This window comes from Streptomyces sp. STR69 (assembly GCF_024519455.1).
Lineage (GTDB): Bacteria > Actinomycetota > Actinomycetes > Streptomycetales > Streptomycetaceae > Streptomyces.
In genome coordinates this window covers 46,187-63,131 of record NZ_JALJRY010000015.1, presented here as the reverse complement: position 1 = coordinate 63,131, position 16,945 = coordinate 46,187, and the positions used below count along the sequence as shown (strand labels likewise).

Genomic DNA, 16,945 nt, shown 5'->3' with positions numbered 1-16,945 from the left:
TGAGCTGGTACTCGGTTAGCCTTGGCGCACGATGGACGACCATATCGACCGCATGACGACTCCGTGGGGCGACCGCGCCCTGGCCCGCTTCCCCGAGGACCCGCGCGACCGGCTGCGCGCCTGGGACGCCTCCGACGAGTACCTGCTGCGACACCTCGCGGCACAGGACACCCCGCTGACCGGGACGGTGGTGATCGTGGGCGACCGCTGGGGCGCCCTGGCCACGGCGCTCGCGCAGCACGACCCGGTGCAGATCACGGACTCGTTTCTCACCCAGGAGGCGACGAAGGCGAACCTCGCCCGCAACGAGGTCACCGCGGATTCCGTGCGACTGCTCACCACCCAGGACCCGCCGCCCGAGCGCGTCGACGTACTGCTGGTGCGGGTGCCCAAGAGTCTCGCGCTGCTGGAGGACCAGTTGCTGCGGCTGGCGCCCGCGGTGCACGCGGACACGGTCGTCGTGGGCACCGGGATGGTGAAGGAGATCCACACCTCGACGCTGAAGCTGTTCGAGCGGATCCTCGGTCCGACCCGGACCTCGCTGGCCGAGAAGAAGGCCCGGCTGATCCACTGCACGCCCCGGTCGTCGGGGACGCGGGCCGCAAACCCCTGGCCGCACAGCTACGCCCTGCCCGACGGCATCGGTACGGTCTCGGGGCGGACCGTGGTCAACCACGCGGGCGTGTTCTGCGCCGAGCGCCTCGACATCGGCACCCGGTTCCTCCTGCAGCATCTGCCCTCAAGTCGCGGTCCCCGCCGGGTCGTTGACCTGGGGTGCGGCAACGGTGTCGTCGGTACGGCGGTGTCGCTGGCCGATCCGGAGGCCGAAGTCCTGTTCGTGGACGAGTCGTTCCAGGCCGTGGCGTCGGCGGAGGCCACGTACAAGGCCAACGGGGTGCCGGGGCAGGCCGAGTTCAGGGTCGGGGACGGGCTGACCGGGGTGCCGGCCGAGAGTGTGGACCTCGTGCTGAACAATCCCCCGTTCCACTCCCACCAGGCGACGACCGACGCGACGGCGTGGCGGATGTTCTCCGACGCGCGGCGGGCGCTGCGGCAGGGCGGCGAGCTGTGGGTGATCGGCAACCGCCATCTCGCCTACCACGTGAAGCTGAAGCGGCTGTTCGGCAACAGCCAACTGGTCGCCAGCGACGCGAAGTTCGTGGTGCTGAAGGCCGTCAAGCGCTAGCCCTGCCGGGCCCGGTGAGTACGCCGATGATGCGGGCCACCGCCCCTGCCATCGCTTCCCGCCCTACGCTCAGGTACTTGCGGGAGTCCACCGCCTCGGGGTGCTCGGTGAGGTAGGCGCGGATCGCGCCCGTCATCGCGAGGTTGAGGGCCGTGCCCACGTTGACCTTGGTGATGCCGTCGGCGACGGCCGCGATCAGCTCGTCGTCGGGGACTCCCGAGGAACCGTGCAGGACGAGGGGGACGTCCAGGGCGGCGGTGAGCCGTTTGAGGAGGTCGTGGTCGAGCGCAGCCGTCCGGGTGGTCATGGCGTGGGAGCTGCCGATGGCGACGGCGAGGGCGTCCACGCCGGAGTCGGTGACGAAGTCGCGGGCCTGGGCGGGGTCGGTGCGGGCGCCGGGTGCGTGGGCGTCGAGCGGTGGCTCACCGTTCTTGCCGCCGACCTCTCCCAACTCGGCCTCGATCCACAGCCCTTGGGCATGCGCCCAGTCGGCGGCGGCGCGGGTCGCGGCGAGGTTGTCGGCATAGGGCAGACGGGCCGCGTCGTACATGACGGAGCTGAATCCGGCGGCCTGTGCCTGCCGGAGCAGGTCGTCGCTCTGCACGTGGTCGAGGTGCAACGCGACGGGCACGGCGGCCCGTTCGGCGGCGGCGACGGCCGCGCGGGCGAGCGGGAGGAGGCGGCCGTGGCGGAACTTGACGGCGTTCTCGCTGACTTGGAGGACGACGGGGGCGTCGGCGGACTCGGCGCCGGCGACGACGGCCTCAATGTGTTCCAGCGTGATGATGTTGAAGGCGGCCACGGCGGAGCGGGCCTCGGCGGCGCGGGTGACGAGTTCGCCGGTGGTGACGAGGGGCACGGCTTCTCCTGTCCTTTCAGGGGGCGAGGATCACCGAGCGGGTGAGGTGGCGCGGACGGTCGGGGTCGAGGTCGCGGTGTGCGGCGACGGCGACCGCGAGGCGCTGGGCGCGGACGAGTTCGGCGAGCGGGTCGAGGCCGCCCTCGATCCACAACCCGCCGGTGGCGCGCACCTGTTGGGCGAGTCCCTCGGGTGCTTCGCCGAACATCCAGGTGGCGGTGCCGTGGGTGGTGATGCTGATCGGGCCATGGCGGTACTCCATCGCCGGGTAGGCCTCGGTCCAGGACAGTGAGGCCTCGCGCATCTTCAGGCCTGCCTCGTTGGCGAGGCCGACGGTCCAGCCTCGGCCGAGGAAGGTGAACTGGGTGCAGGCGACGAGCTGTTGGGGCAGTTCTGCGGCGAGCGCGGTGCGGGCGTCGGCAACCGCGGTGTCGGTGTGTCGGCCCAGGTGGGCGCGGAGCAGGGTGACCGCGGTGGTCGCGAACCGGGTCTGCACCACGGAGCGTTCGTCGGCGAAGTCGAGCACGACGATCTCGTCGGCGGCCGTCATGACGGGGGTGTGCGGGTCGGCGGTGATCGCGGTGGTGCGGGTGCGGCCCTTCAACTGCCCCAGGAGTTCGAGCACTTCGGTGGTGGTACCGGAGCGGGTGAGGGCGAGGACCCGGTCGTACGGGCGGCCGTACGGGAACTCGGAGGCGGCGAAGGCGTCGGTCTCGCCCTGACCCGCCCCCTCGCGCAGCGCTGCGATGGCCTGTGCCATGAAGTACGAGGTGCCGCAGCCGACGATCGCGACCCGCTCCCCCGGCACCGGCAACACATCCCGGTACCCCGCCGCCTCCGACGCGGCGCGTGTCCAGCACTCGGGCTGGCTCCTCAGTTCGTCCTCGACATGGGTCATGCCGTTCCCCTCCCCGGTAATGATTGTTCTTGCAAGATATAGCGAGCTTTCGAGCATAATCAAGCAATCGCGTGGAGGTGGTCTGCGCTAGGGTCGCCGGAGAATCGAGGAACGGAGAGTGCGGATGTCGCGCGACGCCCGCTGGAAGGCGCTGCTGGAGCTGCTCGTGGAGCGCGGGCGGCTCGACGTCGAGGAGGCGGCTGCCGACCTCGCGGTGTCGGCCGCCACGATCCGCCGCGACTTCGACCAGCTCGCCGAGCAGCAGATGCTGGTGCGCACCCGGGGCGGCGCCGTGGTGCACGGGGTGTCGTACGAACTGCCGTTGCGATACAAGACCGCGCGGCACGCGTCCGAGAAGCAGCGGATCGCCAAGGCGGTCGCGGACCTCGTCGCGCCGGGCGAGGCGGTGGGCCTGACCGGCGGTACGACGACCACGGAGGTGGCCCGCGCCCTGGCCGTGCGCGGCGATCTCACGGCCGGAACTCCCGCGCTGACCATCGTGACCAACGCGCTCAACATCGCCAACGAGCTTGCCGTACGGCCCCAGTTCAAGATCGTGCTGACCGGTGGGGTCGCGCGCCCGCAGTCGTACGAACTCGTGGGGCCGCTCGCGGACGGGGTGCTCTCGCAGATCACCGTCGATGTGGCGGTGCTCGGCGTGGTCGCCTTCGACGTGACGCACGGTGCGGCGGCCCATGACGAGGCGGAGGCCGCGATCAACCGGCTGCTGTGCGAGCGCGCCGAGCGGGTGGTCGTCGCGGCCGACTCCAGCAAGCTCGGACAGCGGGCGTTCGCCCGAATCTGTTCGGCCGAGTCGGTGAACACGCTGGTGACGGATACGGCGGTGGCGCCGGAGACGGCAAGGCGGTTCGAGGAAGCGGGGGTTCGGGTCGTCGCGGTGTGAACCCGCTTCACCGGAGCCGGAATTGCGGGACGCCGGAAATCGGCGTCCCGCACCCGCCGAGCAGTTGACGATGTCTCAGCCGAAGACCTTCACGGCCTGGTAGTACGTCCACGCGGTGCTGTTGCAGGCGGTCGCGGTGGCGCCGCTGTAGGCGGCGCAGACGCGCTTGAGATCCTCGTAGAAGGCGCTGTCGAGCCGCGACTTGTTGGCGTCGAAGGCGCCGGCGGCCTTGTAGTTGCGGTAGCCGAAGTCGTGGCGGGCGCAGGACGTGGCGAAGGGGAAGCCGAAGGGGTTGTCGGGCGAGTCGGAGCAGTAGTCGGTGGACCAGTCGAACTCGTAGGCGGACCAGGCGGTTTGGTTGGCGCGAGCCGCGGCCCAGAGGCTGTAGCTCGACGCGCTGGTCTGCGTCCAGCCGGAGAGGACCTGGGGCTTGTCGGCAGGTACGGCGGTGGCGGCTGTCGCGGTGGCGACGACGGCGACCAGGGCCAGGGTCGAGGCGGCGAGACCGGTTGTGAGTCTGCGGTGCATTCAACACCTCCATGAGACCGCGATCCGCCCGTCGGATCGCAGGTTCATGACAAGATGATTTCCGGCTCGACCCCGCCTTCACACCGCATGCGCCCCAATGACCCGTTAACTCTCGGATGTGGCGGGAGAGTTGGACATGAACCCCACGGGGAGAGACCGGCGGCGGGCACGGGCGACCGGCTCCAAGGCGCTGAAACCATCGTGAAACCGCGCTGAATGCGCCCTGCCGCACGCTCTGCGGCATGACGACAACGACATCGCACTCACTCGGCATCGCGGCCAAGGGGCTGCGCAAGGCCTACGGGGACAAGACGGTCCTCGACGGCATCGACCTGGCGGTACCGGCCGGCACGGTGTTCGCCCTGCTCGGCCCGAACGGCGCCGGCAAGACCACCGCCGTCAAGATCCTCTCCACCCTCGTCGCCGCCGACGCCGGCGAACTGCGCGTCGGCGGCCATGACGTGGCCGTCGATCCGCAGGCCGTGCGGGCCGCGATCGGCGTCACCGGGCAGTTCTCCGCCGTCGACGGTCTGATCACCGGCGAGGAGAACATGCTGCTCATGGCCGATCTGCACCACCTGTCGAGGCAGGAGGGACGGCGGGTGGCCGCCGAACTCCTCGCGCGCTTCGACCTCACCGAGGCCGCGAGGAAGCCCGCCTCCACCTACTCCGGCGGCATGAAGCGCCGCCTCGACCTCGCCATGACCCTGGTCGGCAGCCCGCGGATCATCTTCCTGGACGAGCCGACCACCGGCCTCGACCCGCGCTCCCGCCACACCATGTGGGGCATCATCCGTGAGCTGGTCTCCGACGGTGTCACCGTCTTCCTCACCACCCAGTACCTGGAGGAGGCCGATGAACTCGCCGACCGCATCGCGGTGTTGAACGACGGCAGGATCGCCGCCGAGGGCACCGCGGAGGAACTCAAGCGGCTCATCCCCGGCGGACACGTCCGGCTCCGCTTCACCGACCCGGCCGCCTACCAGTCCGCCGCCACGGAGCTGCGCGAGGTCACCCGCGACGACGAGGCGCTGTCGCTGCAGATCCCCAGCGACGGCAGCCAGCGTGAACTGCGCGCCGTCCTCGACTGGTTGGACGCCTCCGGCATCGAGGCCGACGAGCTGACCGTGCACACCCCCGACCTCGACGACGTGTTCTTCGCCCTCACCGGCGACGCCAAGGTCCCCAACCAGCCCAAGGAGAACGTCCGATGAGCACCCTCACCCTCGCCCTGCGCGACTCGAACACCATGCTGCGCCGCAACCTGTTGCACGCCTGGCGCTACCCGTCCGGCACCCTGAACCTGCTGCTCACACCGATCATGCTGCTGCTGCTCTTCGTCTACATCTTCGGTGACGTGATGAGCGCGGGCATCGGTGGCGGCGGCGCGGACCGCTCCGACTACATCGCCTACATCGTCCCGGGCATCCTGATGATGACCATCGGCGGCACGGTGATCGGGGCCGCCGTGCATGTCTCCATGGACATGAACGAGGGCCTCATCGCCCGCTTCCGGACGATGGCGATCTACCGCGGGTCCATGCTCATCGGGCACGTCGTGGGCAGCGTGCTGCAGTGCGTGGCCAGCGTGGTCCTCGTCGGTGCCGTCGGCGTGGCCATCGGCTTCCGGTCCACGGACGCCACCCCGCTGGAGTGGCTGGGGGCGTTCGGGCTGCTCGTCCTGTTCTCCCTGGCGCTCACCTGGATCGCGGTCGCCATGGGAATGGCGAGCCCGAACGCCGAGGCGGCGGCCAACAGCGCACAGCCGCTGATCCTCCTGCCCCTCATCTCCAGCGCGTTCATCCCGGCCGACACGATGCCGGGCTGGTTCCAGCCGATCGCCGAGTACCAGCCCTTCACCCCGGCCATCGAGACCCTGCGCGGACTGCTGCTCGGCACGGAGATCGGCAACAACTGGTGGATCGCGGTCGCCTGGTGCGTCGGGCTGATCGCACTCGGCTACCGCTGGTCGATGGCATCGTTCAAGCGCGACCCGAAGTAACCGCCATGACAGCGCGGGCCGCCTCCCGCAACTCGTCCCGCCCCAGGGCGGCGTACTCCGACACCGCGTCGGCGTACGCCGCCCTGTCGGCGTCCTCGGCCGCCTTACGGGCACGGTCCGCCGACATCGTCGGATGGAACTCCCGCAGCACCCGCAGCCGTTCGGCCAGCGCGAGCATCCGTACGGCACCGGTGTCGCCGGACGCGAGTCCGACCATGCCGAGGGCGTGCAACATCGTGCCGAACAAGGGGAGTTCGGCAGGCGAGCCGACCGGCTCCGAGAGCAACTCGCCCAGCCGCAGCCGCAGTCGGGCGATCAGCTCCGCGACCGGTGCGAGCCGGCCGGCGTGCGCGTGCGCCGTCACCGCGACCGCCTGGATCACCAACGCCCAAGGGGCGAACGGGTCTTCGTCGCCGCGCGCGGGGCCGGCCGCGAGCATCCGCTCCACGACCCCGCGCCACAGGCCGAGCCCGACCTCCGTCAGTCCACGGGTGAGCGCGATCTCGGCGCGACCGCAGAGGTCGGTCCGGTAGAAGTCGTCCTGGTGGGGGGAGTTGTCGCTCTCCGCCCGCCGCAGCCACTCCTCCGCCTCCTCCAGCTCACCGCGCTGCAGACAGGCGAAGACGAGGAGCGGGCGGATGCCGATGTGGTCGTGGCCGTCGCCGAGCCGCGGCAGCACCGCGAGCGATGCCTTGAGGTGCTGGTACGCCTCCTCACCGCGTCCCGTGCGCAGGCACAGCTCGCTCAGCCGGGAGTGCACCATGAGCTGTACGGACGGGTTGTCGACCGGCGCCAGTCCGGCGACCGCCCGGCGGGCCGACACGAGCGCGCGGTCGATGTCGTGCTCGAACTCCCAGACGTAGCAGGCGACACACTCCGCCATCCCGGACAGCAGCGGCTGCTCGCTGACGCAGAGCGCGCGCAGCACGTCGTAGCCGGGCGGCCGTATCTCGGGGATCGCGCTGAGCACGACGGCGGTGGCGCGCATCAGGGTGTCCGGTGGGGCCGGGGGCAGCCGGCGGAGGACGGCGAGCTGGCGCACGGCGCGTGGGCCGGCGCCCATGAACACGGTCGCGGTGCCCAACACCGCTGCGGTGCGCACGACTTCGACGTATGCGGGCTCGGGGCGGTAGTGCGACAGCGGCGGGCCGGTGTCCTCGGCGAGCGCGGTGAGTCGGGGGTAGTTGGTGCCGGTGGACCACAGCGCGGCGAGGACGGCGGTGACGGCGGCGGTCGCGGGGCCGTCCGCGCGGGCCATGGCGTGCCGCAGGGCGAGGACGAGGTTGTCCTGCTCGACCTTGATCCGCTCCCAGGCGGTCTGCGAGTCCGAGCCGAAGAGCACGTCGTGGTGGGCGACCCCGAAGTCCCGTGCCCAGGCGAGGAATTGGCCGACGGCCGCCTCGTCCTCGCCCGCCTCGGCGCGGCGGGCGGCGCTGAACTCCCTTACGGTCTCCAGCATTCGGAACCGTACGCCTGCCGGGGTGTCGGCGACGGTGAGCAGCGACTGGTCGACCAGTTGCTCCAGGAGGAACAGCGGGTCCTCGCCGAGGACTTGCTCCGCCGCCTCGCCGAGGAAGCCGCCGGGGAAGACGGAGAGCGTGCGCAGCGCCGCCCGGGCGTCCCCGGCGAGGAGGTTCCAGCTCCATTCCACGACCGCGTGCAGGGTGCGGTGCCGTTCGGGTGCGTCCCGCGCGCCGCCGCGCAGCAGGGCGAACCGGTCGCCGAGGCGCTGGGCGATGTCCGGCACCGAGAGGACCCGGACCCGTGCCGCGGCCAGTTCCAGGGCGAGCGGCAGTCCGTCGAGGTGGCGGCAGAGTTCGGTCACCGCGTCCGACGGCAGCTCCACGCCGGGCCGGGCGGCGCGCGCCCGCTGGGTGAACAGTTCGACGGAGGTGCCGAGGCCCAGCTCGGGGAGCGCGTACACCGCCTCCGACGTCAGCCCCAGCGGGGCGCGGCTGGTGGCGAGGACCCGCAGGTCCTTCGAGGACGAGACGAGGGCCTGTACGAGGCCTGAGGCGCCCCGGACGATCTGCTCGCAGTTGTCGAGGACCAGCAGCGCGGACCCGGTGCCGAGCACGCCGAGGATGCCGGTCACCGGGTCGTGGCCGCCCAGGGCGCCGGGCCGGCCCTCGCCCGCGCCGAGCGCGGAGGCCACCTCGGCGGCCACGTCGGCGTCGGCCGTGACGCCGGCGAGCGGCACGAAGTACACCACGCGCTGTTCGGCCCGGCGGCTGACGGCGTGCGCGAGCCGGGTCTTGCCGAGGCCGCCGGGGCCGACGACGGTGACGGCGCGGGAGGTGCGCAGCGAGCGCTCGACGGCCGCGATGTCCTCGTCCCGGCCGAGGAGGGGGTTCGGTTCGTGCGGTACGCCGTGTCTGACCACCGGTGCCTCGCCGCGCAACAACTCCTTGTGCACGGCCTTGAGTCCGGCGCCGGGGTCGGTGCCGAGGTCGTCGCGGAGTTCCCGGCGGTAGGCCTCGTAGCGCATGAGCGCGGCGGACGGGCCCGCCGACGCGGCCTCGCCGCGCAGCAGTTCGGCGAGCACCTCCTCGTCACGCGGATGCTCGGCGGCGACGGCGGCGAGCGGGCCGGCCGCCTCCGCGTGCCGCCCGAGGCGGGCGAGCGCGAGGGCCTGTGCGCGGACGAGCGTGTCGTGGACTGGGGCGCGCTCGGCGCGCAGTACGGCCACCGGGTCGGCGCTGTCGGTGTCCCCGTCGGGAGTGCCCTCCCACAGGTCGAGTCCGGCCTCGGCCGCGGCCAGTGCTCCCCCGTGGTCCCCGGCCCTGGACCGGTCCGCGCTGGCCGAGGCGTGCAGCAGCAGGGCGGAGCTGTCGACCTGGTCCTCGGCGAGGGTGAGCCGGTAGCCGGTCGGGGTGCTGGCGATGACGTCGGCGCCCAACTGGGCCCGGGCCCGGGACACGAGGACCTGGACCGCCTTGCCCGGCCGTTCCGGCAACTCGTCCGGCCACAGCCCCGCCACCAGTCGCTCGGTGCTGCAGCCCGTGCGCAGGTCGCCGGCGAGCAGCGCGAGGAGACCGCGCAGCCGGGGCGCGGTGACTTCCTTTCCTCGATGGGCGACGCGCGGCAGCAGGGTCAGATCGGTGGTCACCTGTGCAGATTAGCCAAGGCCGGGCCGCCGCGGCTCCCGCCGTGGGCCGCCCGTCGCCCCAACGCCCTTGTCCGCAAAGGCGGTTCGTGTCACCGGGTGGGTGTGAGGGGCAGATCGTCCGTGAAGGCGTTGACAGGTTGGGCGATGGGCCGGGTGCCGTGGACGTCGAGGGCCGCCACCGCGGACTTCGTGCCGAGAGCGCCCTGGGTGTGCCAGGTTCCGGTGACGGCCAGCCAGGTGTTGGCGGGCGGGGCCGGGGTGCCGTACATCCGGATCTTGACCGTCTGGGCGTCCGCCGCGCAGCAGGTGAAGATGATGCGGGTCAGGTCCCAGCCGCCGTGTCCCGGTGTCACGAAGCCGGTCAGCTCGACGGTACGGCCGTTGATGGCGCGTTGCTTGTCCTGCTGGACCCGGGTGGTGAAGGCCGTGAGGGTCATCGGGAGGGGTGAGGTCGCGGCCAGCGCGGCGAACCCCTTCTGCTGCTTGACGGTCTCGCTGCCGGCGTGCGCTGCCGTGTAGGCGCCGAGGGCGGGAGGGGCGTAGAGGAGGAGGCTGAGCGCGGGGAGGAAGAGGAGCCAGGCGATGCGGGGTGCGGTGGAGTGGTCGTGGCCGTGGGCGTGGTCCTCCTTCTCACCGGTGTCGTGGTCGAACGCCGCGTGGGCCAGGCCCAGGAGCAGCAGGAGGGCGCCGGAGATGATCAGCAGCGGGCGCAGGCCCTCCTTGACGTAGCGCAGGTAGAGGTCGGTGAAGAGGGCGGTGTGCAGCAGGCCCAGGCCGGTCAGGATCAGGAGCGGGATCTGTGCGGTGCGCTTCACAGCAGGGCGCCTCCGATCAGGACGCTGGCGGCCACGGCCACGACGGTGGTCGCGGTGGAGAAGCGGACCGCGAAAGCGCGGCCGAAGGTGCCTGCCTGGAGGGCGATCAACTTGAGGTCGACCATGGGGCCGACCACCATGAAGGCCAGCCGGGCTGTGGGTGAGAAGCCTGTGAGTGAGGCCGCTACGAAGGCGTCGGCCTCGGAGCAGACCGCCAGGACGACGGCGAGCGCGGCCAGGAACAGCACGGACAGCCAGGGCGAGCCGGAGAAGGTGTCGAGGACGGAGCGCGGGACGGTCACGTTGAAGGTGGCCGCGGCCATGGCGCCCAGCACGAGGAAGCCGCCGGCGTGCAGGAAGTCGTGCTGGAAGCCGAGCCGGAACTCGGTGAAGCGGCTGCGTCCGTGCTGGTGTCCGGTGTGCCGGACGACCGGGCGCAGCCACTCGGTGCGGCCGAGCCAGAGCCAGAGCCAGCCCATGACGGCGGCGGTGGCGAGCGAGGCGAGCAGCCGGGCCAGCACCATGGCGGGGCTGCCGGGGAAAGCGACGGCGGTGGCGGTCAGCACGATCGGGTTGATCGCGGGCGCCGAGAGCAGGAACGCGAACGCGGCGGCCGGGGTGACGCCCCGGCGGATCAGGCTGTTGGCGACCGGCACGGACGCGCATTCGCAGCCCGGCAGGACGGCTCCGGCGAGACCGGCCACGGGGACGGCGAGCACGGCACGCCTGGGCAGCACCTTGGTGAACAGGTCGGCCGGCACGAAGGCGTTGATGGCCCCGGACAGGGCGGTGCCGAGGAGGAGAAAGGGCAGCGCCTGCACGGTGATGGCCAGGCAGACGGTGCGCCAGGCGGCCACGGCGGGGCCGTTCAACCACGGTGTGCCCGACAGCAGGAGGGCACAGGCCGCCAGGCCGAGGGCGGTGACGACCGCCGTCGTGGGCGGGGGTCTGCGCGGAAGGCGGCGCCGTCGCTCGGGTGGGTGGACGGTGGCCGGGGCCACGGCCTCCGTCACATCAAGCAGCTCATCCGTTTTTGGCATTTTTGCTCCGAATGTCTGATGTTGCGACAGAACATAGTACGGTTCACGCGTGATCAGCCGACTGTCCGTCACGATCGTCCGCGCGTGTCTGCGCGAGGGCGCCGGCGGAAGCTCCACCGCGGTGCTGGACGAGGTGCCGTTGAGCGACGACGAACGGCGTCGGGTGCCGGTCCGCGCGGGGACTTCGCACGCCGTCTTCGTCTCGGTGCACGGGCCCGAGGTGTCGCTCCGCTTCTTCACCGCCGAGGGCGAACTGCCCGCGTGCGGCCACGGTACGGTCGCCGCCCTGGCCTACCTCGCGGACCGTGCCGGAGTCGCGGAGTACCGGGCCTCCCTCGACGCGGCGGGGCGTTCCTTCGCCGGGCGAGCCGTACGGGAGGGGGCACGGTTCCGTGCCGTCTTCGAGCCGGGTCCCGTCGAGTTGCGCGAGCCGACCGCCGACGAGTGCGCACTCGTCCTGCCCGCGCTGGGCGTCACCTCGGACACGCTCGCTCCAGGCGCTCGCGTGGCCTCGGTGGGGCGGGCGCGCCTGCTCGTCCCGGTCGCCTCGCGCTCCGCGCTCGCCCCGGACTTCGGACAACTCCGGTCGGCCTGCGACCGGTTCGGGCTTCTCGGCTGCTACGTCTACTCGGTACCGGAGCACTCCGGTCGGATCGCGGCACGCATGTTCGCGCCGTCGATCGGCGTCCCGGAGGACATCGCGAACGCCAACAGCACCGCATGCCTCGCCGCCGACCTGGCCGACCGGGGCGTCACCGAGATCGCCGTCGACATGGGCGACTCGCTGGGCAGTCCGGCCACGATCACCGCGACGGCGCGGCCCGGGGCGGCCGTGCAGGTGGGCGGCACCGCCGAGGTCACGGACGTGATCCTGCCGTCGTAGCCGGCGGACGTCGGTCTAGCTCGCCCGGACCCGTGCCAGCACGTCACGGATCAGGTCGGCGCTGATCGTGAAGTGGCCGCGGGCGACCTCCTCGGCGCGCTCGGGCTCGCCCGCCGCGATGGCCTCGTACAGGGCCTTGTGGTCCTCGCCACCCTGATGGAAGTGGGTCTGTTCCCCCCTGCCCCAGGGTTCGACGGGGAAACCGAGGCTGATGCGGGCCAGCAGGTCCTGGCTGAGCATGACGATCTGGGGGTTGCCCGTGGCGGCGCGGACGGCCTGATGGAAGGCGCTGTCCGCGGTGTGCGCGTCGCGTGGAGTGCTCGCGGAGAGGTAGGCGGAGAGGGCGTCCCGCATGGGGTCGAGGTCCTTCGGGCCGCGGCGCCGGGCGGCCGTCGCGGCCACCATGCCCTCGACCAGACCGCGCAGGTCGAAGAGTTGCTCGAACTCCTCCCAGCGGGGCAGCAGGGTGTGCCGGACGGCGGCGGCCGTCGACTCGGTCCAGCTGTCGCGGACGTAGGTGCCGCCGTTGCGGCCACGGCGGATCTCGACGACGCCGACGGCCTGGAGGCGGGCGACCGCCTCGCGCACGGTGGGGCGGCTGACCCGGAGCAGACCGGTGAGTTCGCGCTCGGCGGGCAGCCGTTCGCCCGGCAGGAAGTCGCCGACGGCGATCGCGGTGAGCAGCCGGTCGGACACCTCGTCGACCGCCGAGGCCACCCTGACCGGGCGCAGCGCGGAGGACGGGGAGCCGCCGAGGAGGACACGGTCGAGGACGCGCGAGAACTCGTCCCCGGCCTCGGATGCCTCAGGTACGGATGTCAGCTGTCCTCCCCCTTCAATGCCGCTGCTGTAAACACGGGCGGGCCACGTGAACTCGCCGTTACGTCTTGCCCAGCCCCCGCTAAAAGGTCTTGTGCACTGACCTTTTACCCAATCACTATCGCAGCCATCCGTCACATCCTTTTCCGATTCCGCCAGCGGCCGGCTCTCGTCCGGCCCTCCTGGGAGGCCCTCGCGTGGCGATTCCCGAACCGAATCACACCGGCACCGTCGACTTCAACGGCCATTCGACCTGGTACCGGATCACCGGCGAACCCGGCCGAACACCCCTGGTCGTCCTGCACGGCGGACCCGGCGCCGGTCACCACTACACGCTCAGCATCGCGGGCATCGCAGAGCAGGGACGCCCCGTGGTGCACTACGACCAGCTCGGCACCGGGCTGTCCACCCATCTGCCCGACGAGGGCGCCGACTTCTGGACCGTCCAGCTCTTCCTCGACGAACTCGACAATCTGCTCAAGGAGCTGGGCATCGCCGATGCCTATCACCTCCTCGGCCAGTCCTGGGGCGGCATGCTCGCCGCCGAGCACGCGGTACGCCGGCCGGCCGGGCTGCGCGGCCTGGTCATCGCCAACTCCCCCGCGTCCATGGAGCTGTGGCTCGCGGCGGCGGCCGAACTGCGCGCCCAACTCCCGCCCGAGGTCCAGCGCACCCTGCTCGCCCACGAGGCGGCCGGAACCACCGACCACCCCGACTACCTCGCCGCCGAGCAGGTATTCAACGAGCGCCATGTGTGCCGCCTGACCCCCAACCCGCCCGAGGTGCAGGCGACTTGGGAGAACATCGCGGCCGATCCGACCGTGTACCACACGATGAACGGGCCGAACGAGTTCCACGTCGTGGGAACACTGAAGAACTGGTCCGTGGTCGACCGGCTGCATCTGGTCGAGGCACCGACCCTGCTGGTGTCCGGACGGTACGACGAGGCGACTCCCGACACGCTGCGCCCCTTCGCCGACCACATCCCCGACGTGCGCTGGCACATGTTCGAGCACTCCAGCCACATGCCGCACGTCGAGGAGGAAGAGCTCTACCTCCGGGTCGTGGGCACCTTCCTCGACTCCACCGACTGAGCCTTCGGCCCATCCCCGGCCCACCAACAGCCGTTCCCCCGACGGGAGTTCCCTGGATGTCCCGCAGCACGAGACGGACCGCGTTCGCCGCCGCCACCGTCGCCCTCGCCCTGACCACCGCCGCCTGTTCGTCCTCCGACGACAGCTCCTCCTCCGGCCCGACCACGTCCTCGTCGGCGTCCGGCACCTCCGCGTTCCAGCCGCAGCACAAGGGCGGCACCCTGAAGCTGGTCGCCCACGCGGCGGCGGGCAGCCTCGATCCCCAGGTCAACTACACGCTCCAGTACTGGCAGTTGTACCAGTCGATGTACGACGGGCTGCTGTCGTTCAAGAAGGTGGGCGGACAGTCGTCGTTCACCGTCGTCCCGGACCTGGCCGCGGCGATGCCCAAGGTCACCAACGGCGGGAAGACGTACACCTTCACGCTCCGCAAGGGCATCACCTTCTCCAACGGCAAGGCGCTGACCACCGACGACGTGGTGGCGTCCTTCCAGCGGATCTTCAAGGTCTCCAGCCCCACCGCGGGCACCTTCTACAACGGCATCGTCGGCGCCACCGCCTGCCTGAAGACACCCGCGTCCTGCACGCTCAAGGGCGGTGTGACCGGCGACGCGAAGGCGAACACGGTCACCATCGACCTGACGGCCCCGGACTCGGAATTCCCGTACAAGCTCGCCGTCCCGCACGCCAGCATCGTGCCGAAGGACTCGCCGACGAAGGACGCGGGCACCAAGCCGCTGCCGACGACCGGCCCGTACATGGCGGCCTCCTACGACCCGAACCGTGCGCTGAAACTGGTGCGCAACCCGCACTTCAAGGAGTGGTCGCGGGAGGCCGAACCCCAGGGGTACCCGGACCAGATCGACTACACCTTCGGGCAGACCGTCGAGTCCGAGGTCACCGCCGTCGAGAACGGCCAGGCGGACTGGATGTACGACCCGCCGCCCGCCGACCGGCTCAACGAGATCGGCACCAAGTACACGTCCCAGGCACACGTGAACCCGCTGACCGCGTTCTGGTACGCGACGCTGAACGTCAACATCGCACCGTTCAACAACAAGTTGGCGCGCCAGGCCATCAACTGGGCCGTGGACAGGTCGGCGGTGGTGCGGCTGTACGGCGGCACCAACCTCGCCTCTCCCGCGTGCACGATCCTGCCGCCGGGCTTCCCCGGGCACGTCGACTCCTGCGACTACACCAAGGGCGGCGGCAAGACCTGGACGGCCGCGGACCTCGCCACGGCCAAGGCGCTGGTGAAGCAGTCCGGTACGGCCGGGCAGGAGGTCGGCATCGTCACCCAGGACGACGACGTCAACAAGTCGATCGGGCAGTACCTGCAGAGCCTGCTCACCCAGCTCGGCTACAAGGCGACGCTCAAGCCGCTGTCGGCGAACATCCAGTTCACCTACATCCAGAACACCAAGAACAAGGTCCAACTCGCCCTGACGTCCTGGTACCAGGACTATCCGGCGGCCTCGGACTTCCTCAACGTGCTGTTCTCCTGCGCCGCGTTCCACCCGGGAAGCGACTCCAGCATCAACATCTCGGGCTTCTGCGACAAGGGCGTCGACGCGCAGATGCAGACCGCGCTCAAGACCGCCCAGACCGACCCCACGGCGGCGAACACGCAGTGGGGCGCGATCGACCAGGCGATCATGCGGCAGTCCCCGGTCGTCCCGCTGATCAACCCGAAGATCATCGACTTCACGTCGAAGCGGCTGGGCAACTACCAGTTCAGCAAGCAGTTCTACATGCTCGTCGACCAGACGTGGGTCAAGTGAGCACCGCCTCAACCCAGTTGGCCACCCCGGAGGCCCGGCGCTCGCCGGGCCCCTGGCGGACGGCCGGCGCCGACCTGCTGCGCAACAGGTCGGCGCTGGCCGCGGCCGTCGTCCTCTTCCTCGTCGTCCTGGCGGCCCTGTGCGCGCCGCTGTACGCGGACCACATCGCGCACACCGACCCCTTCCAGTCCCATGTCTCCGGCTCCACGGTCGTCGACGGGAAGACCGTGCCGGTGCTCACCCCGAGCAGCACCGGCCTCGGCCTCGGCGTCACTCCGATCGGCCCGACCTGGGACCCCGCCCACTACTTCCTCGGCGCCGACAACCAGGGGCGCGACGTCATGGCCCGGCTGCTCTACGGCGGCCGGACGAGCCTGTTCATCGGGTTCACGGCGGCGCTCATCACCTGTGCCCTGGGCACGGTCGTCGGAGTCGTCGCCGGGTACGCGGGCGGTGTCGTGGACGCGGTCATCTCCCGTGTCCTGGACGTCATTTGGGCCTTCCCGGTGTACCTGCTCGCGATCTGCCTCTCGGTCGTCCTGCTCACCGACGGCCTGCACCTCGGCCCGCTCACCGTCGAGGCGGGAAGTCTCTGGCTGCCTGTCGCGATCATCGCGGCGATCTATGTGCCGTACATCGCCCGGCCGTTGCGCGGTCAGGTGCTGGTGCTGCGCAACAAGGAGTACATCCAGGCGGCCGTCGGTTCCGGGGCGCCGACCGTGCGCATCCTGCGCCGCGAGGTGCTGCCGAACGTACTGCCCACCGCGATCGTGTTCGTCCCCCTGATGACCGCGCTGGCGATGCTGACCGAGTCGGCGCTGTCCTTCCTGTCCGTCGGTGTGCAGCCGCCGGACGCCAGTTGGGGCACGATCATCGAGGACGGACTCGGGCTGCTCTACACCCGGCCCGCCGTGACGATCGCGCCCGGCCTGCTGATCGCGCTGACCACGGCGGCGCTCAACGTCCTCGGCGACGGCGTACGAGACGCGCTCGACCCGGGCGCCCGCCTGCGCGGAGGGGTGTGACG

The 16,945-nt window shown here is 71.1% G+C and carries 15 protein-coding genes; 8 read left to right on the top strand and 7 right to left on the bottom strand.

The features are described 5' to 3' along the window. The first annotated feature begins 52 nt into the window (after positions 1-52). Complete coding sequence (locus OC490_RS26920) at positions 53-1,186, top strand: methyltransferase (protein WP_262060775.1); 1,134 nt, start codon at positions 53-55, stop codon at positions 1,184-1,186. Here the strand turns inward: OC490_RS26920 and OC490_RS26915 are convergent. Then, positions 1,176-2,045 carry a ketose-bisphosphate aldolase gene (locus OC490_RS26915; protein ID WP_262060588.1) on the bottom strand — a complete coding sequence of 290 codons (870 nt, stop codon included), beginning with the start codon at positions 2,043-2,045 and terminating at the stop codon, positions 1,176-1,178. The two genes, OC490_RS26920 and OC490_RS26915, sit on opposite strands and share 11 nt — an antisense overlap. A gap of 16 nt (positions 2,046-2,061) precedes the next feature. After that, entirely contained in the window at positions 2,062-2,943 is an 882-nt protein-coding gene (locus OC490_RS26910) for an SIS domain-containing protein (protein WP_262060587.1), read from the bottom strand. A gap of 124 nt (positions 2,944-3,067) precedes the next feature. Here OC490_RS26910 and OC490_RS26905 point away from each other — a divergent pair, with 124 nt between their 5' ends. Beyond that, positions 3,068-3,847, top strand: coding sequence for a DeoR/GlpR family DNA-binding transcription regulator (locus tag OC490_RS26905; protein ID WP_262060586.1), 780 nt, complete (start codon positions 3,068-3,070; stop codon positions 3,845-3,847). A gap of 75 nt (positions 3,848-3,922) precedes the next feature. Here the strand turns inward: OC490_RS26905 and OC490_RS26900 are convergent, their stop codons facing one another. Then, the gene (locus OC490_RS26900) at positions 3,923-4,375 is read right to left on the bottom strand and encodes a phospholipase (RefSeq protein WP_262060585.1); all 453 of its coding nucleotides are present in this window, start codon (positions 4,373-4,375) and stop codon (positions 3,923-3,925) included. A 242-nt stretch (positions 4,376-4,617) separates the two neighbouring features. On the opposite strand from OC490_RS26900, the gene OC490_RS26895 reads away from it, so the two are divergent. Both OC490_RS26895 and OC490_RS26890 read left to right on the top strand, forming a co-directional pair. Continuing rightward, positions 4,618-5,589, top strand: a complete 972-nt coding sequence (locus OC490_RS26895) for an ATP-binding cassette domain-containing protein (RefSeq protein ID WP_262060584.1) — start codon at positions 4,618-4,620, stop codon at positions 5,587-5,589. Next, complete coding sequence (locus tag OC490_RS26890; RefSeq protein ID WP_262060583.1) at positions 5,586-6,377, top strand: ABC transporter permease; 792 nt, start codon at positions 5,586-5,588, stop codon at positions 6,375-6,377. The genes OC490_RS26895 and OC490_RS26890 overlap by 4 nt, the downstream gene beginning before the upstream one ends. Here the strand turns inward: OC490_RS26890 and OC490_RS26885 are convergent. The 3 genes from OC490_RS26885 to OC490_RS26875 form a co-directional block, all read right to left on the bottom strand. Then, positions 6,358-9,486, bottom strand: coding sequence for an ATP-binding protein (locus OC490_RS26885; RefSeq protein ID WP_262060582.1), 3,129 nt, complete (start codon positions 9,484-9,486; stop codon positions 6,358-6,360). The genes OC490_RS26890 and OC490_RS26885 overlap by 20 nt on opposite strands. Before the next feature lie 89 nt (positions 9,487-9,575). Then, positions 9,576-10,301, bottom strand: coding sequence for a TIGR03943 family putative permease subunit (locus tag OC490_RS26880; RefSeq protein WP_262060581.1), 726 nt, complete (start codon positions 10,299-10,301; stop codon positions 9,576-9,578). Further along, positions 10,298-11,341 (bottom strand): permease, encoded by a 1,044-nt coding sequence (locus OC490_RS26875; protein ID WP_410099013.1) that lies wholly within the window; start codon positions 11,339-11,341, stop codon positions 10,298-10,300. Before OC490_RS26875 ends, OC490_RS26880 begins: the two co-directional genes overlap by 4 nt. A gap of 49 nt (positions 11,342-11,390) precedes the next feature. On the opposite strand from OC490_RS26875, the gene OC490_RS26870 reads away from it, so the two are divergent. After that, the gene (locus tag OC490_RS26870; RefSeq protein WP_262060580.1) at positions 11,391-12,224 is read left to right on the top strand and encodes a PhzF family phenazine biosynthesis protein; all 834 of its coding nucleotides are present in this window, start codon (positions 11,391-11,393) and stop codon (positions 12,222-12,224) included. A 15-nt stretch (positions 12,225-12,239) separates the two neighbouring features. Here OC490_RS26870 and OC490_RS26865 read toward each other — a convergent pair whose 3' ends face one another. Then, positions 12,240-12,941: a FadR/GntR family transcriptional regulator gene (locus OC490_RS26865; RefSeq protein ID WP_262060579.1), complete on the bottom strand. Its 702-nt coding sequence runs from the start codon at positions 12,939-12,941 to the stop codon at positions 12,240-12,242. 299 nt (positions 12,942-13,240) lie between these two features. On the opposite strand from OC490_RS26865, the gene OC490_RS26860 reads away from it, so the two are divergent. From OC490_RS26860 to OC490_RS26850, 3 genes are read left to right on the top strand one after another with little or no spacing between them, the layout of a single operon-like run. Then, positions 13,241-14,137 carry a proline iminopeptidase-family hydrolase gene (locus OC490_RS26860; protein WP_262060578.1) on the top strand — a complete coding sequence of 299 codons (897 nt, stop codon included), beginning with the start codon at positions 13,241-13,243 and terminating at the stop codon, positions 14,135-14,137. A gap of 56 nt (positions 14,138-14,193) precedes the next feature. Next, entirely contained in the window at positions 14,194-15,918 is a 1,725-nt protein-coding gene (locus OC490_RS26855) for an ABC transporter substrate-binding protein (protein ID WP_262060577.1), read from the top strand. After that, positions 15,915-16,943 (top strand): ABC transporter permease, encoded by a 1,029-nt coding sequence (locus OC490_RS26850; protein WP_262060576.1) that lies wholly within the window; start codon positions 15,915-15,917, stop codon positions 16,941-16,943. Before OC490_RS26855 ends, OC490_RS26850 begins: the two co-directional genes overlap by 4 nt. Positions 16,944-16,945 lie beyond the last annotated feature (2 nt).